This is a genomic window from Pseudomonas sp. URMO17WK12:I12 (assembly GCF_000514395.1).
Taxonomy (GTDB): Bacteria; Pseudomonadota; Gammaproteobacteria; order Pseudomonadales; family Pseudomonadaceae; genus Aquipseudomonas; species Aquipseudomonas mucoides.
Window position 1 is genome coordinate 1 of record NZ_KI911392.1, and the last position, 22,018, is coordinate 22,018.

Genomic DNA, 22,018 nt, shown 5'->3' on the forward strand with positions numbered 1-22,018 from the left:
CTTTCGTCTCAACCGAGGCGCGCATTCTACAGCAGCCTCTGTTGCTGTCAAGCGGTTATTTTCAGAAGTTTTCAAAGTTTCGCTTGGAAATCTTTAACAACTTCAACCACTTGCGCTTCCGATCACTCGGTAGCGGGAGGCGAATTCTACAGCGTTACACGCTGCTGTCAACACCTCTTTTTCAACTCCTTTCGCGCCTCGATGACCTGAAGCCGCCTGCTGCCGAAAACCGCGTAACTCTTTGTTTACCAAGGAGTTTTCCGTTTCGACTGCGCCGGAAGTGGGGCGAATTATAGACATCCAGAATCTGCCGTCAAGCAATGATTTGGCTTATCCATCAATAACTTGCCGAACGGTGCAAAACCACCCGATTCCTCTCTATATAGAAGGGGAAACTGCTCCCTTCTATATAGAGGAAGCCCTCAGAGCACCCCAGCCTCTTTGAAAGCAGCCACGGCATCAGCCCCGAGACCCAACACTCGCTGCAGAACCTCCTCCGTATGCTCCCCCAGCAATGGAGGAGCATTGCGGTATTCCACCGGGGTCTCGGACAGACGAATAGGGCTCGCCACCTGCGGCACCATCCCTGCCAACGCATGGGGCATTTCAATCGCCAACCCACGCGCCTTGACCTGAGGATCCGCAAACATCTGCGCCAGGTCATTGATCGGGCCGCAGGGCACCCCAGCCTGCTCGAGCTGTAAGACCCATTCAGCAGTGGTCTTAAAGACTGTCGCTTGGCGGATCAGCGGAATCAACACAGCCCTGTTCGCCACTCGCAGCTTATTAGTCGCAAAGCGTGGGTCATCCGCCCACTGCGGTTGCCCGGCCACTTCAGCAAACTTGCGGAACTGACCATCGTTCCCAACGGTAAGGATGAAGTCGCCGTCCGCCGTAGGAAAATCCTGATAAGGCACGATGTTCGGGTGCGCGTTACCCAAGCGCTTGGGCGCATTGCCCGTCGTCAGGTAGTTCATCGCCTGGTTAGCCAGACAGGCGACCTGAACATCCAGCAACGCCATGTCGATGTGCTGACCGCCGCCGTCGTGATCCCGATGCGCAAGTGCTGCCAGAATCGCCACCGTCGAATAGAGCCCGGTCAAAATGTCTGTCAGCGCCACACCGACCTTCACCGGGCCGGCGCCCTCATCCCCTTCCGGCCGCCCCGTGAGGCTCATCAGGCCGCCAAGCCCCTGGATCATGAAGTCATAACCGGCACGCTTGGCGTAAGGACCGGTCTGACCAAACCCGGTAATCGAGCAATAGATCAGATTCGGATTGATGGCTTTAAGCGACGCATAGTCCAGCCCATAAGCCGCCAACCCACCGACCTTGAAGTTCTCGATCAGGATGTCCGATTTGGCGGCCAAATCACGCACCAACTTCTGACCTTCCGGACGCGTGAAGTCGATGGTGACCGATTGCTTGTTACGATTGGCCGACAAGTAATAGGCGGCCTCGCTGGTGTTCTCGCCATAGGCGTCTTTTAGAAAAGGAGGCCCCCAAGCGCGCGTGTCATCGCCATTGCCCGGGCGCTCGACCTTGATCACCTCAGCGCCAAGGTCAGCCAGGATCTGCCCGGACCAAGGCCCAGCCAGTACCCGCGATAAATCCAGTACCCGCAGATGCGAAAGCGCGCCCATGGACGTTCTCCTATTAATAGAACGCCTGGATGCCGGTTTGCGCGCGACCGAGAATCAGTGCGTGGACGTCATGCGTACCTTCATAGGTATTCACCACTTCCAGGTTGACCAGATGGCGCGCGACACCGAACTCATCGGAGATGCCGTTGCCGCCCAGCATGTCGCGCGCCATACGAGCGATGTCCAGGGACTTGCCGCAGGAGTTGCGCTTCATCATCGAAGTGATCTCGACCGCCGCGGTGCCTTCGTCCTTCATACGCCCCAGACGCAGGCAGCCTTGCAGCGCCATGGTGATTTCGGTCTGCATGTCAGCGAGTTTCTTCTGGATCAACTGAGTGGCAGCCAATGGACGACCGAATTGCTGACGATCCAGGGTGTATTGGCGAGCGGTGTGCCAGCAGAACTCGGCAGCCCCCAGCGCGCCCCAGGAAATGCCATAGCGTGCGGAGTTGAGGCAGGTAAACGGCCCCTTCAAACCGCGGACGTCCGGGAAGATGTTCTCTTCAGGAACAAACACGTTGTCCATGACGATTTCGCCAGTGATGGACGCGCGCAAGCCAACCTTGCCGTGAATCGCTGGAGTGCTCAGGCCTTTCCAGCCCTTCTCCAGAACGAAACCACGGATGTCGCCAGCGTCATCCTTGGCCCAGACCACGAACACATCAGCGATCGGGCTGTTGGTGATCCACATCTTGCTGCCGGTCAGGCTGTATCCGCCTTCCACTTTGCGTGCACGAGTAATCATCGCGCCCGGGTCGGAGCCGTGGTTAGGCTCGGTCAGACCAAAGCAGCCAATCCATTCACCGGTAGCCAGTTTCGGCAGGTACTTCTGCTTCTGGGCTTCAGTGCCGAATTCATTGATCGGCACCATCACCAGCGAGGACTGCACGCTCATCATCGAGCGATAGCCGGAATCGACTCGCTCGACTTCACGAGCGATCAGACCGTAGCTGACATAATTGAGGCCGCTGCCGCCGTACTGCTCAGGGATGGTCGCGCCCAACAGGCCGACTTCGCCCATTTCACGGAAGATCGCCGGATCAGTCTTCTCATGACGGAAAGCTTCGAGAACGCGCGGTGCGAGCTTCTGCTGAGCGAATTGCTCGGCAGTGTCGCGAATCATGCGTTCTTCTTCAGTGAGCTGTTGATCCAGCAGCAGAGGATCGATCCAGTTGAAGCTAGCTTTACCGCCCATGAGTGTGTCCTCTCGAATCGGGTCAAATTGCGTGGACTGATCCTAGGCCGGGTTCGGCGTTACGGCAAACGAGGATTTTGCATACTGTTGTGCTAATTTCTCACTCCGTAACATCGCAAAATAGCCTTTATGCGATGGATTAGTGAGGTTGACGTACATGCGCAGGAAAATCCCCAGCACAACGGCCCTGATCAGTTTTGAAGCGGCTGCACGCCACGAAAGCTTCACCAAGGCTGCCCAGGAGCTTTCGCTGACCCAGGGTGCCATTTGCCGACAGATTGCCAGCCTGGAGGAATTCCTTGGCGTCGAACTGTTCCGACGCTCGCGGCGTGGTGTGAAGCTGACAGAAGCCGGACTTTCCTACAGCCGTCGCGTCGCCACGCAACTCGATGCGGTGGAGCGGGACACGTTGTCGGTGATGGGGCAACAGGGCGCCAACGTGATCGAACTGGCAGTGGTTCCGACCTTTGGCACCCAGTGGCTGCTGCCACGACTCAAGGACTTCCAGCAGAAGCATCCAGAAGTGACGGTTAACCTTACAAACCGTACCCGGCCCTTTCTGTTTGCCGACACTGACTTCGACGCAGCGATCTACTTCGGTGACGCCGACTGGTCCGGTACCGAATCCCACAGGTTGATGGGCGAAAATCCGATGCCAGTGTGCAGCCCTGCCCTATTGGGCAAGAAGACAAATCTGACATCCGCTGAGATCGCCGAACTCCCCCTTCTGCAGCAGACCACCCGCCCTTATGCATGGCGTCAGTGGTTCAACTCGCAGCACCTCAATATCCCACGGGACATGACAGGACCGCGCTACGAGCTATTCTCCATGCTTGCCCAAGCGGCCATGCATGACATGGGCATCGCGCTGATTCCACCGTTCCTGATTCAGCGTGAATTGGCCGAGAAGCGCCTGGTGATTGCCAACCCGCAGGCACTGTCGAGCATCAAGGCTTATTACCTGATGATTCCCGAGCGAAAGGTGGAATCGGCGTCCTTAAAGGCATTTCGCGACTGGCTGCTCAATCAGGCGCACAGCTACAACCTAGAGGGTTAAAGGGTTCAGCCAATTAGCTGACCCCGTAGTCAGCATAATAAAAGCCCTACAGATATAACTATATGTCGCATATACACAGACTGTGTGGACAAGCAGCACAAACGTCCCACAAGCGCCTGATGACGTGGCTTTGCGCCGCTATCGGCGGGCAATGACGCCTCATTCACAGTAAAGATATGTAATTTGTCAATTTTCAACAAAGTCCCTTACAAGTCACGGCCTGCAAGGGCTTGAGCCAGTTAGTTGCGACATTCGGTCACGGGGTGACTTGTAGTTAATTTTCCGTCACCCGTCATAATCCCTTGAAGGGCACAAAGTTCGCCTGCAAAATGCCGCGCCCCGCCCTGATTCGGCGGGATCGTGCTGATCGGCCGCCCCAGCCGCACCATCCGAAGTGCCTGGGTTTACTCAATAAGATCACGCAGGAGATTTGACGTGCACATTGGTGTTCCTCTCGAAACCCAGACGGGTGAAACACGGGTTGCTGCAACCCCGGAAACCATCAAGAAGCTGATCGGCCAGGGTCATAAAGTCACTGTGCAAAGCGGCGCCGGCATTAATGCCAGCGTTGTCGACAGTGCTTATGAAGCGGCAGGCGCAACGATTGGCAGCGCCAACGATGCGTTTGGTGCCGAGCTGATTCTCAAGGTGGTCGCTCCCAGCGACAGCGAACTGGCGCAGATTAAAAGCGGCACCGTTGTCGTGGGCATGCTCAATCCGTTCAGCAATGAAACCATCGCCAAGCTGGCCGACCGCGGCATCACCGCCTTCGCCCTGGAGGCCGCGCCACGCACCTCCCGTGCGCAGAGCCTGGATGTGCTGTCCTCGCAAGCGAACATCGCCGGCTATAAAGCCGTGTTGTTGGCCGCTCATCACTATCCGCGCTTCATGCCGATGCTGATGACCGCTGCGGGCACCGTGAAAGCGGCGCGCGTGCTGATTCTCGGCGCGGGCGTGGCCGGCTTGCAGGCGATTGCGACTGCCAAGCGTCTGGGCGCGGTGATCGAGGCCTCGGACGTACGTCCGGCGGTGAAGGAACAAATCGAATCCCTGGGTGCGAAGTTCGTCGACGTGCCGTACGAAACCGATGAAGAGCGCGAATGCGCCGTCGGTGTCGGCGGTTACGCGCGGCCAATGCCCGCCAGCTGGATGCAACGTCAGGCCCTGGCCGTGCATGAACGCGCCAAGCAGGCTGACATCGTCATCACCACCGCACTGATTCCCGGCCGCAAGGCCCCGACGCTGTTGAGCGCGGAAACCGTGGCGCAGATGAAGCCGGGCTCAGTGGTCATCGACCTCGCGGCGGCTCAGGGCGGCAACTGCCCACTGACCGTGGCGGATCAGGTCGTAGTCGAGAATGGCGTGACCATTTGCGGCCCGACCAATCTGGCCGGTGCAGTGGCGGCAGACGCTTCGGCGCTGTATGCACGCAACCTGCTGGACTTCCTGAAGCTGGTCTTCAACAAAGACGGTCAGTTCGAAGTGAACCTCGAAGACGATATCGTCGCCGCGTGCCTGATGTGCCGCGACGGCCAAGTCATCCGCAAAAACGCCTAAGCAGGGATTCAGACGATGGAAGAGCTTATCTCCCCCGGTATCTACAACCTGATCATCTTCGTGCTGGCGATTTATGTCGGTTATCACGTGGTCTGGAACGTTACACCTGCACTGCACACGCCATTGATGGCCGTGACCAACGCCATCTCGGCCATCGTTATCGTCGGCGCCATGCTGGCGGCGGCGCTGACCGTCACGCCCCTGGGCAAAACCATGGGGACCCTCGCGGTGGCCCTGGCGGCGGTGAACGTGTTTGGTGGCTTCCTGGTAACCCGCAGGATGCTTGAGATGTTCAAGAAAAAAGCCCCGAAAGTCGTAAAAGAAGAGGCGCCCAAGTAATGAGCATGAACCTTGTCACGACGCTCTACTTGATCGCGTCGATCTGCTTCATCCAGGCCCTTAAAGGCCTGTCGCACCCCACCACGTCCCGGCGCGGCAATGTGTACGGCATGCTCGGCATGGCGTTGGCGATCCTCACCACCGTTGGCCTCATCTACAAGCTGGGCGCCGAGCTGGCCACTGCCGGTATCGGTTACGTCATCGTCGGCCTGCTGGTCGGCGGCACCGCCGGCTCGATCATGGCCAAGCGCGTCGAGATGACCAAGATGCCGGAACTGGTCGCCTTCATGCATAGCATGATTGGTATGGCCGCCGTGTTCATCGCCATTGCTGCGGTTGTTGAGCCGCAGTCCCTGGGCATCGTCAAGCAACTGGGCGACGCGATTCCAGCGGGTAACCGTCTGGAGCTGTTCCTCGGCGCAGCCATCGGTGCAATCACCTTCTCCGGTTCGGTGATCGCTTTCGGCAAGCTGTCGGGCAAGTACAAGTTCCGCCTGTTCCAGGGCGCACCGGTACAGTTCGGCGGCCAGCACAAGCTGAACCTGCTGTTGGGCCTGGCAACGCTGGGCCTCGGCGTGACCTTCATGCTGACGGGCAATCTGAGTGCCTTCGCCTTGATGCTGGCCCTGGCCTTCGTGCTTGGCGTGCTGATCATCATCCCGATTGGCGGCGCGGACATGCCGGTCGTCGTGTCGATGCTCAACAGCTACTCCGGCTGGGCGGCGGCGGGTATCGGCTTCTCGCTGAACAACTCGATGCTGATCATCGCCGGTTCGCTGGTGGGCTCCAGCGGTGCGATCCTCTCGTACATCATGTGCAAGGCGATGAACCGTTCCTTCTTTAATGTGCTGCTTGGCGGCTTCGGCAACACAGCCGATGCGGGTCCGGCCGGCGCCAAGGAAGCCCGCCCGGTGAAATCCGGCTCGGCTGACGACGCGACGTTCCTGCTGACCAACGCCGACACCGTGATCATCGTTCCTGGCTACGGCCTGGCGGTGGCACGGGCGCAACACGCGCTGAAAGAACTGACCGAGAAGCTGACCCATCGCGGCGTGACCGTGAAGTACGCGATCCACCCGGTTGCCGGTCGGATGCCTGGCCACATGAACGTATTGCTGGCCGAGGCCGAAGTGCCTTACGACCAGGTGTTCGAGATGGAAGACATCAACTCCGAGTTCGGTCAGGCCGACGTGGTGCTGGTGCTGGGCGCCAACGACGTGGTCAACCCGGCCGCGAAGAACGATCCGAAATCGCCGATTGCCGGCATGCCGATCCTGGAAGCGTTCAAGGCCAAGACCATCATCGTCAACAAGCGCTCGATGGCCAGCGGCTATGCCGGTCTGGACAACGAACTGTTTTACCTGGACAAGACCATGATGGTTTTTGGCGACGCCAAGAAAGTCATCGAAGACATGGTCAAAGCCGTCGAGTAACCCTCATCGGCACACAGAACGCCCCGACTCGTCGGGGCGTTTTTGTTTGCGCAAATCGTCCAACAAAACTACGCTTTTGTTACCGATCCGGTAATGGTGTTTTGCTCAAAAGGCCCGAAATAGACGCCTCGTTTGCGACCTTGGTAGCGGGACAGGAGTCGGTGTAATTCACTAGACTGCGCATCCTGCTTCCCGTTGCCCGAGATAACAATCCATGTACCGTGATCGTATTCGCCTGCCTTCCTTGTTGGATAAAGTGATGAGCGCCGCCGACGCCGCTGCTCTGATTGAAGACGGCATGACCGTCGGCATGAGTGGCTTCACCCGCGCCGGCGAAGCCAAAGCCGTCCCCCAGGCATTGGCCGAGCGCGCCAAGGTCTCGCCGCTGAAAATCACCCTGATGACCGGCGCCAGCCTGGGCAACGACCTCGATAAACAGCTCACCGAAGCCGGCGTACTGTCGCGACGCATGCCGTTCCAGGTCGACAGCACCCTGCGCAAGGCTATTAATGCGGGCGAGGTGATGTTCATCGACCAGCACCTCTCGGAAACCGTGGAGCAACTGCGCAACCAGCAACTCAAGCTGCCGGACATCGCGGTGATTGAAGCGGTGGCAATCACCGAGCACGGCCATATCGTGCCGACCACGTCGGTTGGCAACTCAGCCAGCTTCGCGATTTTCGCCAAACACGTGATCGTCGAGATCAACATGGCGCACAACCCGAATCTCGAAGGCCTGCACGACATCTATATCCCGACTTATCGCCCGACCCGCACGCCGATTCCGCTGGTGAAAGTTGATGACCGTATTGGCAGCACCGCCATCCCGATCCCGCCGGAGAAAATCGTCGCGATCGTGATCACCAATCAGCCGGACTCGCCGTCCACCGTATTGCCACCCGACGCCGATACCCAAGCCATCGCGGACCACCTGATCAACTTCTTCAAGCAAGAGGTGGCCGCCGGGCGCATGACCACCAAGCTCGGCCCGCTGCAGGCCGGCATCGGCACCATTGCCAACTCGGTGATGTGCGGCCTGATTGATTCGCCGTTCGAAGACCTGACCATGTACTCCGAGGTGCTGCAGGATTCGACCTTCGACCTGATCGACGCCGGCAAACTGAGCTTCGCATCCGGCAGCTCGATTACCTTGTCGAGTCGTCGCAACGCTGACGTGTTTGGCAACCTCGAGCGCTACAAGGACAAACTGGTCCTGCGCCCACAGGAAATCTCCAACCACCCTGAAGTCGTGCGCCGACTGGGTATCATCGGCGTCAACACGGCGCTGGAGTTCGACCTGTACGGCAACGTCAACTCCACCCACGTCTGCGGCACACGGATGATGAACGGCATTGGCGGCTCGGGCGACTTCGCGCGCAATGCGCATTTGTCCGTCTTCGTCACCAAATCGATCGCCAAGGGCGGCGCGATCTCCAGTGTCGTGCCGATGGTCAGCCACGTTGACCACACGGAACATGACGTCGACATCCTCGTTACCGAGATCGGCCTCGCCGACTTGCGTGGACTGGCACCCCGGGAACGGGCGCGAGTCATCATCGACAACTGCGTGCACCCGGACTATCGCCAGGCCCTGGACGACTACTTCACCGCCGCTTGCGCGATTGGCGGGCATACGCCACATATCCTGCGTGATGCACTGAGCTGGCACATCAACCTGGAAGAAACCGGGCGCATGCTCAGGGCGTAATTGGTACAGATGGAGGCTGACGCAAACACAATTTCGTCAGCCTGCCGTTGCCAACGAAAAATCTGTTTAAAACTGTACTGCTGTACTGGTCATTTCCTACCGTAAATACCTACCTTTCAGACCAAACGAGCAAAAATGCACGATATCGGTGCGGACAGGTACAGTTGCCTCAATTTCGACCAGTACACCCACTATTAACAGTTAACTGGTCCCTCACAATACAGGTGAACTGTATCTACAGAGACTAGGCAAACGAGAGGATCATGGGCACCAGTTAAACCACTACCTAATCCCGCCACAAGCGGAAGGATGTCAATCATGGAACGTACACTCAGTTCCGACCTGTTCTTCGAAGACACTGCTGCAAAAACCCAGGCTTCCATGCCTCTGCGCGTTATCGCCAACCTGATGCTGTGGCAGCGCCGCATCTCCAGCCGCCACCAACTGGCTCGCCTGGATTCGCGTCTGCTGGCTGACGCCGGGATTAGCGAAGCACAACGCTACGAAGAGCTGAGCAAGCCGTTCTGGCGCTAACTTAGCGTCGCTGGCCCTGACCCATCGGGTCCACTGCCAGCATCCCAGATTGAAAAAACAAAGCCCGTCGTGGGAAACCACGACGGGCTTTGTCGTTTTGGGTCCGTGAAATCCGAAAAACAAAGAGAGCTCTATAAAACCAGTACAGTTAGTTAATAACTAACACTGTACAAGTACAATTTCAGCGCGGTGTGCCTGTTTCGCAAGAACAGAGGGGATCACCATGGAATCTCATTTCCAAGCACAAGGATCGCGCCATGAATAACTTACAAGATGTTTCCGCTCTTGCGCCGCAATCGAAACCTCGTTTCACCACACTTCAACATGCGTGGACAGCGCTCTCCCGTTGCCTGGAACGGGCCAGAACCCGGCGCTTGTTGGGGCGACTCGACGCGCAGCAATTGTCAGACCTGGGCATCAGCCACGCCGACCGCCTCAACGAACTGGATAAACCGTTCTGGCGCTAATGTTCTGCCAGTACAGACGGGGCTGTTTGAATGGATAAAAGCGCCTAATATTCGATCAGAACGTGGCGAGCGCTGTAGGACAGACGTCTGATCCCGCAGATACCTCGCCACCTCTCAATCGGTTTTACAAAGGAGTTACACCATGTCCCGTCTTCGCTTTCTCAGTGTCGCAGCCCTGCTTGCCGTGGCTGCCAATGCTCACGCCTCCAGCTTTATCGTGACCACTGACTCTGTCGTCAGAGCGTTAAAGGCCACATCCGATGCAACCACCGACGTCGTTTCATCTTCGTTCAAGGACAACAAGATTGTGCGTGAAGCTCGCGATGATGCCGCCAGCTTCGTCGCCAGCGAAGGCGCCATCCGTGGCGTAAAACTGGAAAGTGCACTCGATTACATTCGCCACCAGTCGCCACAGCTGAACGCATCCGATGCACAACTGGCACAAGCCATCCTGACCATCTAAGCGACACTCCTGACGCGGGACACGCCCAACGTGTCCCTATGTTTCGGCGCTGGCTCTAGCCCGGGTGTTGCGCTAGCCTTGGGACTCGCTTTCAGCTAACGAGTCTCATGCATTTTCATTCAAGGTTGCTGTTCACACCCCTATTGCTTGTGGCCTGCTGGTCGGGCTTGGCACACGCTTTCGATGCCTTCAATCTTTCTACACAAGGCACTGTCGCCAGTGGTTATGGCTCCAGTCTGGTGACCTCCGCGCCCTTCGACCGTAAACTGCTGCTCGCCGCGCACGATGATGCCGCGGCCTTCATCGCCAGTGACGGCCAATTGCGCGGAGCACAGCTGGAATCGGCCCTGATTTACCTGCGCCATTCCCGGCCAAAACTTCATGCAAGCGACCTTGAACTGGCACAAGCAATTCTCGTCCAATAGTTATCCTTGTTTCTCCGGAGTTGTTCCATGCGTAACCCGCTGATTGCCGCCACCCTTGGCCTGCTGTTGTTGGCTGACGTGGCCCAGGCCCATACCCTGGTTGCCACCAGTAACATGCTCATTCGTGCCACTCAGCGCACGCTTGATTTCACCTCGGACACCACCACCTCCATCCGTGACTCGAAGATCATTCGCGAAGCCCACGATGACGCCGCCAGTTTCGTCGCCAGCGATGGCGATATCCGCGGCGCGCACCTCGAAGCGGCCTTCAATACCCTACGCATTCGCGTGCCGGAAGCCCGGGATGCCAGTGACCAGGTACTCGCCGAAGCCATCCTCGCACTGTGAGGCCGTCAGCCGCCTGGCTGCTGGCCGGGGTCATGATGCTAATCGGCAGCACGGCCCACGCCAGCCTGCAATTACAGCTCAAGACTGAAGGCCTCAGCCCCGCACAACAGCAAGCCAGCCAGGCATTGCTCGATGAAGCCATGCAGGCGCTGCCGCCACGGTTCATCGAGCAACTGGACCGGCGTATCGATGTCGGCTGGACCGACGACATGCCGAGCAACGCCTACGGCCAGGCGACGCTGGTGTCCGAACTCGACTTGAATCGCAACCTGCTCGCCAGCCTCACCGACGGCAGCGCCGCGACCCGCAAAACCAATCGCCCCCACGGCACCGTCCGCCGCGAAATGCTCGCCACGGTGCTGCACGAACTGACTCACATCTATGACCGTTCGCGCCTTTGGCCAGATGCCGAGCGCAAACTGATTCAACACTGCACCCGACGGAGCAACAGCGCCGGACTGGTGGGAATTCCCGATCAGTGCCGTGGCCAGAATGATCGGCGCTTCACCCTCAGCGACGATCCGCGCCTGCTCGACCTCGCTGGCTGGCAACAATACGTCGGCCGTCGCGGTGAACGTGAACAGCACAACCGGCAGATAGCGCGCAGCCCGGACATTTACGAAACGGACAGCCCCAAAGAGTTCGTTGCGGTCAACATGGAGTATTTCCTCCTCGACCCGAGCTACGCCTGCCGTCGTCCGGCGCTGTACCGCTACTACCAGGAACACTTCGGCTGGGCGCCGGCGGCGAAAGACACCTGCGCCAAAACCTTCGCCTTCCTCAACGCCGGCAATGACTTTGCCAAAACACCCCTCGGGCAGGTTGATCCGGAACGGGTCTATGCCGTCGACTACTTGCTGGCCGAAGCCAATCAGAACTGGGTCAGTCGCTGGGGTCACAGCATGTTGCGGCTGGTGATCTGTGCGCCGGGACGACCACGAGGCCCCGACTGCCGTCTCGATCTGGACCAGCATCTGGTCTTGTCCTACCGCGCCTTCGTTGGTGATGTGCAGCTCTCGAGTTGGGACGGACTGGTCGGCAAATACCCGTCGCGCCTGTTTGTCCTGCCGCTCGCCCAGGTTATCGACGAGTACACCAAGACCGAACTGCGCAGCCTGGCTTCGGTGCCGCTGAACCTGTCGCGCAACGAGATCGAAGATGTGGTGGAACGTGCCGCCGAGATGCACTGGAGTTACGACGGCAACTACTTCTTCCTCTCCAACAATTGCGCGGTGGAAGAGCTGAAACTGCTGCGAGGCGGCACCAACAACCCAAAACTGGTCGGGCTCGATAACATCATGCCCAACGGCTTGCTGGCGGTGCTGAAGGGCCGAGGGCTGGCCGACACCAGCGTGCTGGACGATCCACGCGAAGCGCTACGACTGGGCTATCGCTTCGACTCCTTCCGTGACCGCTATCAAGCCATGTTTGACGTCCTGAAAAAGCGCTTGCCGATCAAGCAGGACAAAGTCGAGGACTGGCTGGCATTGAAAGCGGTCGAGCGCCGGCAATGGTTCGAGCAGGCGGACCTGCGCACCAGCGCGGCATTGCTGTTGCTGGAACAAGCTGCCTTCCGCCAACAATTGCTGCTGGCCCAGGACGAAGTGAAGCAACGCTACCTCGGCGCGCGAAATCTGGAAAACGGCGGCATGGACAAGGCCAATGCGACCTTGCAACAGCTCCTCGCCAATAGCGGCTACCTCAGTCGCCCGGCTGAACTGCTTGGCAGCGGCGGTTACGGGTTGCCCCAACCGAGTGAATGGCAACGCCTGGAATCGGAAAGCAGCCTGCGCCAAAAGCAATTACTGACGCTGACGGGCGATCTGGACAAGGAAGTGCGCGCACTGCTCGAACCGGATCGTGCAGCGGAAATGGCCGCCAATGAAGCCAACCTGAAGCAGGTTGGCGAACATCTACGCAAGCTGCACAAAGCAGCCGGCGGGTTGGAACTGCCGTAAGAAAAAAGGGCTTCGTGGAAAATCCGCGAAGCCCTTTTTTTGCACGTTAGATCAAAGCACCCCTTCCAGAACTTCGTACACAATCCCGGTGCCAACGGCGATCAGCACAATGTCGCTCCCTGCCCGGCGCCATTCGTACCCCGGGTAATACGGCAGGCGACCCAGCGCTCGATTGTCCAGACGCTCACCGTAATAGCCGTGAGGCAATGGCCGGCCGCGCTCCAGATGAATGCCTGGAGGTGGCGGCGCACCGCGCACGAAATACTCGTGGTGTTCGTGGATCGTCTGACGCACCGGACCGAAGTCGCGCGGCGGTGGGCCACCGCGATGGTTGTCCTGATGATCGCGGTGATCATCACCATGATTGTCGCCATGGTTATCGTACTGACCCTGTTGCGGGCCGCCGTGGTCGTGATTGTCGCGCTGATCGGCGTTCGCGTGCAGCAACGGGGTCGCGCTCAGCATCAGCACACCCAGGCTGGCAATCAGACGTTTCGGCATTTTCATCGGGTCTTTCCTCACGGCACCTACAGCAAAAAGGGCTTCAGAACGTAGTCCTGAAGCCCTCGGTCTTGCTGTTTAGTCTGTGCCGCGTGGCGCTAATTCCTCTGTATCAGGAACTTTACCTTCAGCTGACGCGAGCCTTACGCACGCCTTCTGCCAGCGCCGCGCAAAGGCTCAACACGCCATCAATCGCCTGATCAGGCGTTGAAGCATTGGCGATGTGATCGATTAATGCCGAGCCCACCACAACACCGTCCGCCAGACGCGCAATGGACGCGGCTTGCTCTGGAGTCCGAATGCCGAAACCGATGCTGATCGGCAAATCAGTGTGGCGACGCAGACGGGCAACCGCCTCTTCAACGTGTTCCAGCGTCGCCGCGCCCGCGCCGGTCACACCCGCCACCGACACGTAGTAAACAAAGCCGGAGCTGCCGTTCAGAACGGTCGGCAGGCGCACGTCATCGGTGGTCGGCGTGGTCAGACGAATGAAGTCCAGGCCCGCAGCCTGAGCCGGGTCGCACAACTCGCCGTTATGTTCCGGCGGCAAGTCGACCACGATCAGACCATCAACGCCGGCCTCTTTGGCGTCGGCAATGAAACGCGGCACGCCATACATGTGGATCGGGTTGAAGTAACCCATCAACACCAGCGGCGTCTCGGTGTTGCCTTCACGGAACTCGCGAACCATTTGCAGGGTTTTCGCCAGGTTCTGCTTGGCGCCCAAGGCGCGGATGTTGGCCAGCTGAATCGCCGGGCCATCGGCCATCGGATCGGTGAAGGGCATGCCCAACTCGATCACATCGGCGCCCGCCGCGGGTAAGCCTTTAAGGATCGCCAGGGAAGTGTCATAGCTCGGGTCGCCGGCGGTGACGAAGGTCACGAGGGCGGCGCGGTTCTGTTCCTTGAGTTCGGCAAAGCGCGTTTGCAGGCGGCTCATCAGTGTTTCTCCTGCGTCGATTGTTCCATATGGTGCATCACGGTTTGCATGTCTTTGTCGCCACGGCCGGACAGGTTGACCACCATCAGGTGATCTTTCGGCAGGGTCGGTGCGCGTTTGAACACTTCGGCCAAGGCGTGGGCGCTTTCCAGTGCAGGAATGATCCCTTCCAGGCGGCAGCATTTGTGGAACGCATCGAGGGCTTCGTCGTCGGTCACCGAGGTGTACTGAACGCGGCCGATGTCATGCAACCACGCATGTTCCGGGCCGATACCCGGGTAGTCGAGGCCGGCGGAAATCGAGTGGGCGTCGATGATCTGGCCATCGTCGTCCTGCAACAGGAAAGTACGGTTGCCGTGCAGCACGCCCGGTACGCCGCCATTCAGGCTGGCCGCATGCTTGCCGGTTTCGATGCCGTAACCGGCGGCTTCAACACCAATGATCTCGACGCTCTTGTCGTCAAGGAACGGGTGAAACAGGCCCATGGCGTTGGAACCGCCGCCGATGCACGCCACCAGGCTGTCCGGCAGACGGCCTTCCTGGGCTTGCAGCTGTTCACGGGTTTCCTTGCCGATCACGGCCTGGAAGTCGCGAACCATCGCCGGATAAGGGTGCGGACCGGCCACGGTGCCGATCAGGTAGAAGGTGTTGTCGACGTTGGTCACCCAGTCACGCAGGGCTTCGTTCATCGCGTCTTTCAACGTACCGGTGCCGGATACTACCGGGATCACTTCGGCGCCCAACAGCTTCATGCGAAACACGTTGGCTTGCTGACGTTCGATGTCAGTGGTGCCCATGTAGATCACGCAATCCAGGCCAAAACGCGCGGCCACGGTGGCAGTGGCCACGCCGTGCATGCCTGCACCAGTTTCAGCGATGATGCGTTTCTTGCCCATGCGCCGCGCCAGCAGGATCTGGCCGATGCAGTTGTTGATCTTGTGCGCGCCAGTGTGGTTCAGCTCTTCGCGCTTGAGGTAAATCTTCGCGCCGCCGCAGAACTCGGTCAGGCGTTCGGCATAGTAAAGAGGGCTTGGACGTCCGACATAATCACGCTGGAAGTAGGCCAATTCTTCTTTGAATGCCGGATCTTCCTTGGCCGCTTCGTATTCGCGGGCCAGGTCAAGGACCAACGGCATCAGGGTTTCGGCGACGTAGCGGCCACCGAACGCGCCAAACAGGCCGTTGGCGTCGGGGCCGGTGCGCAGATTAGTCTGGGTCATGGGTCGCTCCAGTGAATGCGTGAGATGACAATGGACTTAACTCTACCCCTGACGCCCCGACCTGAAAACCGATAAGATCGCCGCAACCTGTCAGGAAAACTCACAGATCACATGAGCCACGACCTTCCCCCGCTGAACGCCCTTCGCGCCTTTGAAGCCACTGCTCGTCTGAACAGCGTCAGTCAGGCCGCCGAACAGCTGCACGTCACCCATGGCGCGGTCAGCCGCCAGCTCAAGGTGCTCGAAGAACACCTCGGGGTCAGCCTGTTCGTCAAGGACGGTCGCGGCCTTAAACTCACAGATGCCGGCATTCGATTGCGCGACGCCAGCGGCGAAGCGTTCGAGCGGTTACGCACGGTGTGTGCGGAGCTGACGCGAAGCACCGCCGATGCGCCCTTCGTGCTCGGCTGCTCGGGAAGTTTGCTCGCACGCTGGTTTATTCCACGCCTGGGACGGCTGAATGCAGACCTGCCAGATCTGCGCCTGCACCTGTCCGCCGGCGAAGGCGATCTCGATCCACGTCGGCCGGGGCTTGATGCATTGCTGGTGTTTGCGGAGCCGCCATGGCCCGCGGACATGCAGGTCTATGAATTGACCAGTGAGCGGATCGGCCCGGTCATGAGCCCGCGATTCGCCGGCTACGAAAGGTTGCAAGGCGCGCCGGCCACAGCGCTACTGAACGAACCGTTGCTTCACACCACCTCACGACCCCAAGCGTGGCCGAGTTGGGCGCAGCAAAGCGGCCTCGACGCCAAGGCGTTGAAGTACGGTCAGGGATTTGAGCATTTGTATTACTTGCTGGAAGCCGCTGTGGCCGGACTTGGAGTGGCGATTGCGCCGGAGCCACTGGTGGCCGAGGACGTGAAGGCCGGTCGCCTGGTTGCGCCATGGGGCTTCAGTGAAACCCCGGCGCAACTGGCATTGTGGCTACCCAAGCGCGCCGCGGACGGGCGGGCTCGGCAACTGGCGCAGTGGCTCAAGAACGAACTGCACCGAGCGGATTAATTCCCGCGTTTGCACAGCAGGTAGGCCGCTAGAAGACCCAACGCACCCACGGCAACACCGGCCGTCGTCCAAGGGTGTTCCTGGGCGTAGTCCCGAGTGGCGATCCCGGTTTCACGGGTTTTGACTTTGACGTCTTCGTACGCATCGCTGAGCAGATGACGGGAATGTTTCAGCGCGCTTTCGGCGTTGGCTTTCAGGGTTTTGAGGGTTCTACGCGACTCGTCCGACGCATCGTCCTTCAGGCTTTCCAACGATTTCAGCAGACTCTCGATTTCGGCTTCCATGCTTTGCAATGAGGCTTTACGTAATGAAGTGTTGGCCATGGTGGCTCTCCTGCATTGATTGAGTGGCGTGTGTTGGTTGGGACTTCAGGGGTTGGAGAAAGTGCAGTAAATCTGCACGTCCCTTTCAGATTGGCCGACGCCAGTAAGACGAAAAATCACTGCTAGGCTGTAATTCACACCCTGAGGAGAACGCCATGACTGACCATCACACCTACAAAAAAGTCGAACTGGTCGGCTCGTCCACCAGCAGCATTGAAGACGCCATCAATAACGCACTGGCCGAAGCCAGCAAAAGCCTCAAGTACATGGAATGGTTTGAAGTGACCGAAACCCGCGGGCACATCAAAGACGGCAAGGCGGCGCACTTTCAGGTGACGCTCAAAGTCGGGTTCCGGATTGCCAGCAGCTGAGTTTGAGCTAGTCTTCTGAACTTGCGCGCTGGCCGAGTGCCATAGGGAATGGCAAAGCGCTACATGTGTGTATCCGGCGAATCGCTGGATGCCCCTATTGATCCGACCAGGGAATGCGACCGATGAAGAAATTTATGTTGGCAGTTGGTTTGTTGAGCCTTGCGGGTACTGCGTTTGCGGGCGGCAAATCGTGCGAAGAGCTGAAAGCCGAAATCGCTGCGAAGCTGGATGCCAAGGGCGTTGCCGGTTACTCGCTGGAAATCGTCGATAAAGGTGCCGCTGCCGGCGGGAAAATTGTCGGCAAATGCGAAGCGGGCACCAAGGTCATCGTCTACAAGAAGTAACCTGATTGCGCTTTAAATGAAAAAGCCGACGCACTGCGTCGGCTTTTTTATGGGCGCTTTAATCTCAGCCCTTCATGACCTGTGCCAGCAGTTCATAGGAGTGGACACGGTCGGCGTGCTCATACAGATCGCAGGTAAAAATCAGCTCGTCGGCTTGGGTCTGCTCAACCAGCACATCCAGCTTGGCGCGGATTTTCTGCGGGCTGCCCACCATGGCCAATCCGAGGAAATCACTGACCGCTTCGCGCTCATGCGGCAACCACAACCCGTCCATGGTTTTCACCGGCGGACGTTGCACCAGACTCTGTCCACGCATCAACGCGAGAATCCGCTGATAAACCGACGTCGCCAGGTAATCGGCCTGCTCATCGGTATCCGCCGCCACCAGTGGCACGCCGAGCATCACGTAGGGTTTATCCAATACCGCTGAAGGCTTGAAGTGATTGCGGTAGACGCGAATCGCCTCATGCATGAAACGCGGTGCGAAATGGGAGGCGAAGGCGTAGGGCAACCCGCGCTCGCCGGCCAGTTGTGCACTGAACAGACTGGAGCCCAGCAGCCAGACCGGGACATTGGTGCCGGTGCCGGGCATGGCGATGATCCGCTGGTCCGGGGTGCGCGGGCCGAGGTAACGCATCAGTTCGGCCACGTCTTCCGGGAAATCGTCGGCGCTGCCGGAACGTTCGCGGCGCAGCGCGCGGGCAGTCATTTGATCGGAACCGGGCGCGCGGCCCAGGCCCAGGTCAATACGCCCTGGATACAGACTTTCCAGAGTGCCGAACTGCTCGGCGATCACCAACGGCGCGTGGTTAGGCAGCATTACGCCACCCGAACCGACCCGAATGGTCGACGTGCCACCCGCCAGATAACCCAGCAACACCGACGTCGCCGAGCTGGCGATGCCGTCCATGTTGTGGTGTTCGGCGACCCAGAAGCGGTTGTAGCCGAATTTTTCGACGTGTTGCGCCAGGTCCAGGGAGTTGCGCAGCGACTGGGCCGCGCTGCCGTTTTCACGCACGGGCACCAGATCAAGGGTCGAGAACTTGATGTCGGACAGTCGTTTCATAAACCTGCTACTCCAATTGAGGTCGCAGGTTTTTTCTCGTAAACGAAAACCTGCCGAATCCATAAGCGTGTTTCATCAATAAGGGCATATACCCGAGTTTCAATAGCCAAGGCAAAAAAACCTACGTAAACGGTAGGAATTAACCCGATCGGGTGAACTTTGCACCGCCGACTATCCTCAGAACCCTTAGCAACCGAAAACCACGAAGGCGCGACGCTCGTGCCGGGAACTTGAGGAGGCAGATATGGCTATTACGAAGAAAGCATCGGCTCATTGGGAAGGTGACCTGAAAACCGGCATCGGCTCGATCTCCACTGAAACCGGCGTGCTCAGAGAAGCGCCTTACGGCTTCAAGGCGCGCTTCGAAGGCGGCAAGGGCACCAATCCGGAAGAGTTGATCGGTGCCGCACACGCGGGCTGTTTCTCGATGGCGTTTTCAATGATTCTGGGCGATGCCGGTCTCAAGGCTGACAGCATCGACACCAACGCCGAAGTCACCCTGGATCAGGTGGACGGCGGTTTTGCGATCACCGCCGTGAAGTTGATCCTCAAGGCGAAAATCCCTGGGGCGACTCAGGCGCAATTTGAGGAACTGAGCAATAAAGCCAAAGAAGGCTGCCCGGTTTCCAAAGTGTTGAATGCGAAAATCAGTCTGGATGCGACGCTGCTCAGCTGAGCCGCAGTCTCGGATAAAAGATCGCAGCCTCAAGCAGGTTGCGGTCTTTTTTTGCGCTCGGACAAAACCTGACCCGCGAAAATGTGGTCGAATAAATGACAGCAGTGAAAGCGCATTACCCTGCGCACTGCTTCAAAGGAGCTTCAACCATGAAACGTTTTGCCTTGACGGTTATCTGTTGCGCACTGGCTACATCGGCCTTTGCAGCGCCGAAATCGTGTGAAGAACTCAAGAACGAGATCGAAATCAAGATTCAGGCAAACGCCGTGCCCTCCTACACGCTGGAAATTGTCTCGAAGGAAGAAGCCGAGAAGCACGACATTGCGATGATTGTCGGCACGTGTGACAACGGTACCAAAGCCATCATCTATCAAAAAAATGACCGCTGATTCGCCTCACATGAGGCAATAGGACTCACTGTCTTCAGCGACGATCTCGCGCTTGGCGTTGTACAACCGGGCACCAGGCGTAAACACGATCGACTGGCCGACCAGCACATAACGCTGACCGGCTTCGAAATGATCGTACTTGATGGTCAGGTAGCACAGCCGTTCCGTTGGACCGTCCATGACCCCCAACCCGCCACCACCGGGGATTTCAAAGTCGAATCGAACGAGCAAGACGTGGCTGCCGGGCGTAACCTGGAAAAAACGCCCGTCGTTCAACCGCTGTTTATCCAGTCGCTCGGCCATCAACAACTTGTCGTTCGGGAATGGCGTAGAAAAGTCGACCCAGGCCATCTGCGGATTAACCGCCGGCAATGGGCTCTGACAGCCAGCAACCACACTGGCGGCGAGCAACAGCATCAACCTGCGCATGATGAATGTCCCACTGATTCGGACATTCAGCATAACGCTGATCAGGTGTGTTGGCAGCCTGCCGGTGTGCCTTGGCCAATCACTTTTCGCTGTTGGTTATAGAGTTTTGCCCACGGCCGAAAACCGATGTTCCCCGCTTGCAGCTGATAGCGTTCACCAGCGTTGAAGTCGCTGAATTTCACATTCAGCTGGCAGTCACGCCACAACGGCTCGGCGTCAGGACCGATGTTGGTCGGCTGAACCGCGAACTGGTAGCGCACCGTCAGCTCATGACTACCGGGCTGCACCTGGAAATAGCGCTTGTCGTCGGAGGCTTTGTCATCGACTTCCACTGCTTGCAGTGCCGTGTCTTGCTGTTTTGATTCCAGGTCAATCCACGCTTGCGCCGGATCGTGGTGAGGGAATCCGAATCCAGCACAGCCCGTCAGCAACAACAGGCCCCCCGTCAGCATCAACTTGTGCATAGCGCAGCTCCAGTCAGGCGGGATAGTCTTGCGGGCAGACTTTCCAGGGATGATTTTATTTTGATCAGGCCGTTTCCAAGCCTTGGGTTACTTGATCGCGTTTTGCGCGTTTTGTTTCCGGGTGTGTTGCTTTTGTTGCTCAACGGTTGTGCCAGCGTCAGCTATTACGGCCAATTGGCCAGTGGCCAGCTGCAATTGCTGCGGGCCCGTGAGCCGGTTGCCGAGGTGATTGCCGATCCATCCCGCGATCAGAAACTTCGTGCGCACCTGGCCCAATCGCAAAAAGCCCGGACATTCGCCAGTGAGCATCTGCACCTGCCGGACAATCAAAGCTATCGCCTGTACGCCGATATAGGCCGTCCGTTCGTGGTCTGGAATGTCTTCGTCACCCCGGAATTTTCCCTGAAGCCGCAAAACCATTGCTTCCCGATCGCCGGCTGCGTCGCCTATCGCGGCTACTACAGCCAGAGCGCCGCCCGAGGCGAGGCCGCCGTGCAGCGCCTGCAAGGTATGGACGTTTCGATTGGGGGTGTCGAGGCGTACTCGACGCTTGGCTGGTTCAACGATCCGATCATCAGCTCAATGATGGGCTGGGGCGACGAGCGGCTGGCGACCCTGATTTTCCATGAGCTGGCGCATCAACGTGTTTATGTGAAGGATGACACCGAGTTCAACGAGTCTTTCGCCAGCTTTGTCGAGCAGGAAGGCACGCGCCAATGGCGCGCATCCCGAGGCCTGCCACCGGACAACGGCGCCCAGGTGCGGCGCCGGGATCAATTCACCCGATTGGTGCTGGAGACTCGCACGCGCCTTGAAACGCTTTACGCCCTGCCCTTGCCTGTGGATCAGATGCGCCAACGCAAGGCCGCTGAGTTCGAGCGACTGCGCAGCGAATACCGGCAGTTACGTGACAGCCAATGGGCGGGGGACAGACGCTATGACGCCTGGGTTAATGCGCCGATGAACAATGCCCGGCTGGTGCCGTTTGGGTTGTATGACCAATGGGTGCCGGGGTTTACGGCGTTGTTTCGGCACGAGGGTGGAGATTGGGTGAGGTTCTATGCGGCGGTCGAGAAGCTAGGGGTGCTGCCGGTTGGGGAGCGGAAGGCGGCGTTGAAGGCGTTGGCAGAATCTGGAGCTTTTGCTGGCTGAGCGGCCTCATC

At 58.6% G+C, this 22,018-nt stretch carries 26 protein-coding genes; 17 read left to right on the top strand and 9 right to left on the bottom strand.

Annotated features, from left to right (window positions below):
• Positions 1-422 precede the first annotated feature (422 nt).
• Both D882_RS0126930 and D882_RS0126935 read right to left on the bottom strand, forming a co-directional pair.
• Positions 423-1,643 (bottom strand): CaiB/BaiF CoA-transferase family protein, encoded by a 1,221-nt coding sequence (locus D882_RS0126930; protein ID WP_027926096.1) that lies wholly within the window; start codon positions 1,641-1,643, stop codon positions 423-425.
• 13 nt (positions 1,644-1,656) lie between these two features.
• Positions 1,657-2,838, bottom strand: coding sequence for an acyl-CoA dehydrogenase (locus D882_RS0126935; RefSeq protein ID WP_027926097.1), 1,182 nt, complete (start codon positions 2,836-2,838; stop codon positions 1,657-1,659).
• A gap of 157 nt (positions 2,839-2,995) precedes the next feature.
• Between D882_RS0126935 and D882_RS0126940 the strand changes: the two genes are divergently transcribed.
• The 11 genes from D882_RS0126940 to D882_RS0126990 all read left to right on the top strand — a co-directional run bounded on the left by D882_RS0126940 (position 2,996) and on the right by D882_RS0126990 (position 13,127).
• Positions 2,996-3,895, top strand: a complete 900-nt coding sequence (locus D882_RS0126940) for a LysR family transcriptional regulator (protein WP_027926098.1) — start codon at positions 2,996-2,998, stop codon at positions 3,893-3,895.
• Between the two features lie 435 nt (positions 3,896-4,330).
• On the top strand, positions 4,331-5,452 hold the full coding sequence (locus D882_RS0126945; protein ID WP_027926099.1) for a Re/Si-specific NAD(P)(+) transhydrogenase subunit alpha: 1,122 nt from the start codon (positions 4,331-4,333) through the stop codon (positions 5,450-5,452).
• 15 nt (positions 5,453-5,467) lie between these two features.
• Entirely contained in the window at positions 5,468-5,791 is a 324-nt protein-coding gene (locus D882_RS0126950; RefSeq protein ID WP_007947884.1) for an NAD(P) transhydrogenase subunit alpha, read from the top strand.
• Positions 5,791-7,224, top strand: a complete 1,434-nt coding sequence (locus tag D882_RS0126955; RefSeq protein ID WP_027926100.1) for an NAD(P)(+) transhydrogenase (Re/Si-specific) subunit beta — start codon at positions 5,791-5,793, stop codon at positions 7,222-7,224. Before D882_RS0126950 ends, D882_RS0126955 begins: the two co-directional genes overlap by 1 nt.
• 214 nt (positions 7,225-7,438) lie before the next feature.
• Entirely contained in the window at positions 7,439-8,932 is a 1,494-nt protein-coding gene (locus tag D882_RS0126960; protein ID WP_027926101.1) for an acetyl-CoA hydrolase/transferase family protein, read from the top strand.
• 318 nt (positions 8,933-9,250) lie between these two features.
• Positions 9,251-9,466 carry a DUF1127 domain-containing protein gene (locus D882_RS0126965; protein ID WP_007947887.1) on the top strand — a complete coding sequence of 72 codons (216 nt, stop codon included), beginning with the start codon at positions 9,251-9,253 and terminating at the stop codon, positions 9,464-9,466.
• A gap of 257 nt (positions 9,467-9,723) precedes the next feature.
• Positions 9,724-9,933 carry a DUF1127 domain-containing protein gene (locus D882_RS0126970; RefSeq protein WP_027926102.1) on the top strand — a complete coding sequence of 70 codons (210 nt, stop codon included), beginning with the start codon at positions 9,724-9,726 and terminating at the stop codon, positions 9,931-9,933.
• Positions 9,934-10,075: 142 nt separating this feature from the next.
• Positions 10,076-10,396 (top strand): DUF2388 domain-containing protein, encoded by a 321-nt coding sequence (locus tag D882_RS0126975; RefSeq protein WP_027926103.1) that lies wholly within the window; start codon positions 10,076-10,078, stop codon positions 10,394-10,396.
• A gap of 107 nt (positions 10,397-10,503) precedes the next feature.
• Positions 10,504-10,821, top strand: coding sequence for a DUF2388 domain-containing protein (locus tag D882_RS0126980; protein ID WP_027926104.1), 318 nt, complete (start codon positions 10,504-10,506; stop codon positions 10,819-10,821).
• A 27-nt stretch (positions 10,822-10,848) separates the two neighbouring features.
• Positions 10,849-11,169 carry a DUF2388 domain-containing protein gene (locus D882_RS0126985; RefSeq protein WP_027926105.1) on the top strand — a complete coding sequence of 107 codons (321 nt, stop codon included), beginning with the start codon at positions 10,849-10,851 and terminating at the stop codon, positions 11,167-11,169.
• A complete protein-coding gene (locus D882_RS0126990; protein WP_027926106.1) occupies positions 11,166-13,127 on the top strand; it encodes a DUF4105 domain-containing protein in 1,962 nt (653 codons plus the stop codon). The genes D882_RS0126985 and D882_RS0126990 overlap by 4 nt, the downstream gene beginning before the upstream one ends.
• 51 nt (positions 13,128-13,178) lie before the next feature.
• Here D882_RS0126990 and D882_RS0126995 read toward each other — a convergent pair whose 3' ends face one another.
• The 3 genes from D882_RS0126995 to trpB all read right to left on the bottom strand — a co-directional run bounded on the left by D882_RS0126995 (position 13,179) and on the right by trpB (position 15,788).
• The gene (locus D882_RS0126995; RefSeq protein ID WP_027926107.1) at positions 13,179-13,634 is read right to left on the bottom strand and encodes an anti-virulence regulator CigR family protein; all 456 of its coding nucleotides are present in this window, start codon (positions 13,632-13,634) and stop codon (positions 13,179-13,181) included.
• A gap of 121 nt (positions 13,635-13,755) precedes the next feature.
• Positions 13,756-14,568, bottom strand: a complete 813-nt coding sequence (gene trpA / locus D882_RS0127000) for a tryptophan synthase subunit alpha (protein ID WP_027926108.1) — start codon at positions 14,566-14,568, stop codon at positions 13,756-13,758.
• The gene (gene trpB, locus D882_RS0127005; RefSeq protein WP_027926109.1) at positions 14,568-15,788 is read right to left on the bottom strand and encodes a tryptophan synthase subunit beta; all 1,221 of its coding nucleotides are present in this window, start codon (positions 15,786-15,788) and stop codon (positions 14,568-14,570) included. Before trpB ends, trpA begins: the two co-directional genes overlap by 1 nt.
• A 111-nt stretch (positions 15,789-15,899) precedes the next feature.
• Between trpB and D882_RS0127010 the strand changes: the two genes are divergently transcribed.
• A complete protein-coding gene (locus D882_RS0127010) occupies positions 15,900-16,793 on the top strand; it encodes a LysR family transcriptional regulator (protein ID WP_027926110.1) in 894 nt (297 codons plus the stop codon).
• Here D882_RS0127010 and D882_RS0127015 read toward each other — a convergent pair.
• On the bottom strand, positions 16,790-17,116 hold the full coding sequence (locus D882_RS0127015; RefSeq protein WP_027926111.1) for a YqjD family protein: 327 nt from the start codon (positions 17,114-17,116) through the stop codon (positions 16,790-16,792). The two genes, D882_RS0127010 and D882_RS0127015, sit on opposite strands and share 4 nt — an antisense overlap.
• A 155-nt stretch (positions 17,117-17,271) precedes the next feature.
• Here D882_RS0127015 and D882_RS0127020 point away from each other — a divergent pair, with 155 nt between their 5' ends.
• Both D882_RS0127020 and D882_RS0127025 read left to right on the top strand, forming a co-directional pair.
• On the top strand, positions 17,272-17,487 hold the full coding sequence (locus tag D882_RS0127020) for a dodecin (protein WP_008027736.1): 216 nt from the start codon (positions 17,272-17,274) through the stop codon (positions 17,485-17,487).
• Positions 17,488-17,609: 122 nt separating this feature from the next.
• Positions 17,610-17,831, top strand: coding sequence for a DUF1161 domain-containing protein (locus D882_RS0127025; protein WP_027926112.1), 222 nt, complete (start codon positions 17,610-17,612; stop codon positions 17,829-17,831).
• A gap of 64 nt (positions 17,832-17,895) precedes the next feature.
• Here the strand turns inward: D882_RS0127025 and D882_RS0127030 are convergent, their stop codons facing one another.
• Positions 17,896-18,897, bottom strand: a complete 1,002-nt coding sequence (locus tag D882_RS0127030) for an LLM class flavin-dependent oxidoreductase (RefSeq protein WP_027926113.1) — start codon at positions 18,895-18,897, stop codon at positions 17,896-17,898.
• Positions 18,898-19,141: 244 nt separating this feature from the next.
• On the opposite strand from D882_RS0127030, the gene D882_RS0127035 reads away from it, so the two are divergent.
• Positions 19,142-19,573 carry an OsmC family protein gene (locus D882_RS0127035; protein WP_027926114.1) on the top strand — a complete coding sequence of 144 codons (432 nt, stop codon included), beginning with the start codon at positions 19,142-19,144 and terminating at the stop codon, positions 19,571-19,573.
• Positions 19,574-19,722: 149 nt separating this feature from the next.
• Positions 19,723-19,962 carry a DUF1161 domain-containing protein gene (locus tag D882_RS0127040; protein ID WP_027926115.1) on the top strand — a complete coding sequence of 80 codons (240 nt, stop codon included), beginning with the start codon at positions 19,723-19,725 and terminating at the stop codon, positions 19,960-19,962.
• A gap of 6 nt (positions 19,963-19,968) precedes the next feature.
• Here D882_RS0127040 and D882_RS0127045 read toward each other — a convergent pair whose 3' ends face one another.
• Together D882_RS0127045 and D882_RS0127050 are read right to left on the bottom strand one after the other, a co-directional pair.
• Positions 19,969-20,391: a hypothetical protein gene (locus D882_RS0127045; RefSeq protein WP_027926116.1), complete on the bottom strand. Its 423-nt coding sequence runs from the start codon at positions 20,389-20,391 to the stop codon at positions 19,969-19,971.
• A gap of 41 nt (positions 20,392-20,432) precedes the next feature.
• On the bottom strand, positions 20,433-20,855 hold the full coding sequence (locus tag D882_RS0127050) for a hypothetical protein (protein ID WP_027926117.1): 423 nt from the start codon (positions 20,853-20,855) through the stop codon (positions 20,433-20,435).
• 60 nt (positions 20,856-20,915) lie between these two features.
• On the opposite strand from D882_RS0127050, the gene D882_RS0127055 reads away from it, so the two are divergent.
• Entirely contained in the window at positions 20,916-22,007 is a 1,092-nt protein-coding gene (locus tag D882_RS0127055; protein WP_027926118.1) for an aminopeptidase, read from the top strand.
• Positions 22,008-22,018: the final 11 nt, after the last annotated feature.

Bases quoted from the DNA above. Each gene is read 5' to 3' on its own strand.
- D882_RS0126930 (WP_027926096.1), bottom strand. From the start codon at position 1,643: ATGGGCGCGCTTTCGCATCTGCGGGTACTGGATTTATCGCGGGTACTG.
- D882_RS0126935 (WP_027926097.1), bottom strand. From the start codon at position 2,838: ATGGGCGGTAAAGCTAGCTTCAACTGGATCGATCCTCTGCTGCTGGAT.
- D882_RS0126940 (WP_027926098.1), top strand. From the start codon at position 2,996: ATGCGCAGGAAAATCCCCAGCACAACGGCCCTGATCAGTTTTGAAGCG.
- D882_RS0126950 (WP_007947884.1), top strand. From the start codon at position 5,468: ATGGAAGAGCTTATCTCCCCCGGTATCTACAACCTGATCATCTTCGTG.
- D882_RS0126955 (WP_027926100.1), top strand. From the start codon at position 5,791: ATGAGCATGAACCTTGTCACGACGCTCTACTTGATCGCGTCGATCTGC.
- D882_RS0126960 (WP_027926101.1), top strand. From the start codon at position 7,439: ATGTACCGTGATCGTATTCGCCTGCCTTCCTTGTTGGATAAAGTGATG.
- D882_RS0126965 (WP_007947887.1), top strand. From the start codon at position 9,251: ATGGAACGTACACTCAGTTCCGACCTGTTCTTCGAAGACACTGCTGCA.
- D882_RS0126970 (WP_027926102.1), top strand. From the start codon at position 9,724: ATGAATAACTTACAAGATGTTTCCGCTCTTGCGCCGCAATCGAAACCT.
- D882_RS0126975 (WP_027926103.1), top strand. From the start codon at position 10,076: ATGTCCCGTCTTCGCTTTCTCAGTGTCGCAGCCCTGCTTGCCGTGGCT.
- D882_RS0126980 (WP_027926104.1), top strand. From the start codon at position 10,504: ATGCATTTTCATTCAAGGTTGCTGTTCACACCCCTATTGCTTGTGGCC.
- D882_RS0126985 (WP_027926105.1), top strand. From the start codon at position 10,849: ATGCGTAACCCGCTGATTGCCGCCACCCTTGGCCTGCTGTTGTTGGCT.
- D882_RS0126995 (WP_027926107.1), bottom strand. From the start codon at position 13,634: ATGAAAATGCCGAAACGTCTGATTGCCAGCCTGGGTGTGCTGATGCTG.
- trpA (WP_027926108.1), bottom strand. From the start codon at position 14,568: ATGAGCCGCCTGCAAACGCGCTTTGCCGAACTCAAGGAACAGAACCGC.
- trpB (WP_027926109.1), bottom strand. From the start codon at position 15,788: ATGACCCAGACTAATCTGCGCACCGGCCCCGACGCCAACGGCCTGTTT.
- D882_RS0127010 (WP_027926110.1), top strand. From the start codon at position 15,900: ATGAGCCACGACCTTCCCCCGCTGAACGCCCTTCGCGCCTTTGAAGCC.
- D882_RS0127015 (WP_027926111.1), bottom strand. From the start codon at position 17,116: ATGGCCAACACTTCATTACGTAAAGCCTCATTGCAAAGCATGGAAGCC.
- D882_RS0127020 (WP_008027736.1), top strand. From the start codon at position 17,272: ATGACTGACCATCACACCTACAAAAAAGTCGAACTGGTCGGCTCGTCC.
- D882_RS0127025 (WP_027926112.1), top strand. From the start codon at position 17,610: ATGAAGAAATTTATGTTGGCAGTTGGTTTGTTGAGCCTTGCGGGTACT.
- D882_RS0127030 (WP_027926113.1), bottom strand. From the start codon at position 18,897: ATGAAACGACTGTCCGACATCAAGTTCTCGACCCTTGATCTGGTGCCC.
- D882_RS0127035 (WP_027926114.1), top strand. From the start codon at position 19,142: ATGGCTATTACGAAGAAAGCATCGGCTCATTGGGAAGGTGACCTGAAA.
- D882_RS0127040 (WP_027926115.1), top strand. From the start codon at position 19,723: ATGAAACGTTTTGCCTTGACGGTTATCTGTTGCGCACTGGCTACATCG.
- D882_RS0127045 (WP_027926116.1), bottom strand. From the start codon at position 20,391: ATGCGCAGGTTGATGCTGTTGCTCGCCGCCAGTGTGGTTGCTGGCTGT.
- D882_RS0127050 (WP_027926117.1), bottom strand. From the start codon at position 20,855: ATGCACAAGTTGATGCTGACGGGGGGCCTGTTGTTGCTGACGGGCTGT.